This window comes from Candidatus Bathyarchaeota archaeon, from assembly GCA_026014465.1.
Classification (GTDB): Archaea; Thermoproteota; Bathyarchaeia; order Bathyarchaeales; family Bathycorpusculaceae; genus JADGNF01.
The window spans coordinates 1-1,282 of the sequence record JAOZID010000011.1; the positions used below are offsets into that span (position 1 = coordinate 1).

A 1,282-nucleotide genomic window follows, 5' to 3' on the forward strand; every position below is an offset into this window, starting at 1 on the left:
GAGCACAATGGGAACAACCCAGAGGCTCGAAACCGAAGTGCCATGTAGGGGCGGATTGCCCCGTAGTAGCGAAGAAGCGATTGTAATGAGAGCAGAGCGAAGGGGGCAAGTTATACCGGATCATAACATTTAACAACTCGCAAGAGGATGACTTTATGGAATGAGACAAAATCGGTACCAGTAAGTAAGGACCAAGTATGGCTTGCTTATAAGAAAGTGCGCTCCAAAGCAGGGAGTGCAGGAATTGACCAAATCAGTATGGAAGAATACAATGCCAACCGGTCTGGTCACCTGTACAAACTGTGGAACCGGATGGCGTCAGGGAGTTATTTCCCGCCGCCGTTAAAAGAAGTGGAAATACCCAAGAAAGACGGCAAAGTTCGCAAACTTGGTGTTCCCACCATCAGCGATCGCGTGGCACAAATGGTCGTGAAAGATTATTTGGAAGAGAGGTTTGAGAAACTTTTCAGTCCCCATTCTTATGGTTACCGCCCCGGAAAGAATGCTCATCAGGCATTGGCCGAGGTACGGAAGAACGTCAGAATTTCGGACTGGGTAATTGACCTTGATATCAAAGGATTCTTTGACAACATAGACCATGCGAAGTTGATGTTGGCATTAAAGAAACATGTAAGCGAAAGATGGTGCCTGATGTACATCGAAAGGTGGCTTCAAACACCCGTGCAAACTAAAACCGGGGAACTGGTAATGAAGCAAGGAAAAGGAACGCCACAAGGAGGTGTAATTAGTCCGTTATTAGCAAATCTGTTCTTACATTATGCCATGGATAAATGGCTGGAGCAAACCCACCCTACAGTCAGTTATGTGCGATACGCCGATGACGCAATACTGCACTGCAAGAGTAAATCACAAGCTGATTACGTAATGCGTAATTTGAACAAACGGATGAAGCAATGTGGGTTGGAACTGCACCCGGAAAAGACGAAGCTTGTTTACTGTAGAGACTACAGGCGACAGGGAGCGTTTGAGAACGTGAAGTTCGATTTTCTGAGCTATTCATTCCAACCTCGCACCGCAAGGTCAAAGAAGACCAGGGAACTTTTCCTTGGCTATGACTGCGCCATCAGCACGAGTTCAAAGAAACGCATAGCAGAGAAGATGAGAGAGTTGAAGATTGAGACCCTGACACATAACAGCATAGTAGGAGTGGCGCAATTTCTGGAGCCTTATATCCGGGGTTGGATCAACTACTATGGAAAGTTCAGAATATGGGAAATGAACCCAATCTTTCAGCTATTACGGCGGAGGCTTGTGATGTGGG

At 46.4% G+C, this 1,282-nt stretch carries 1 protein-coding gene; it reads left to right on the forward strand.

The annotated features are described in order from the left end of the window. Window positions 1–147: 147 nt before the first annotated feature. Window positions 148–1,282 (forward strand): group II intron reverse transcriptase/maturase (gene ltrA, locus NWF04_10795; GenBank protein ID MCW4007054.1); only part of this gene is annotated, 1,135 nt, incomplete at its 3' end.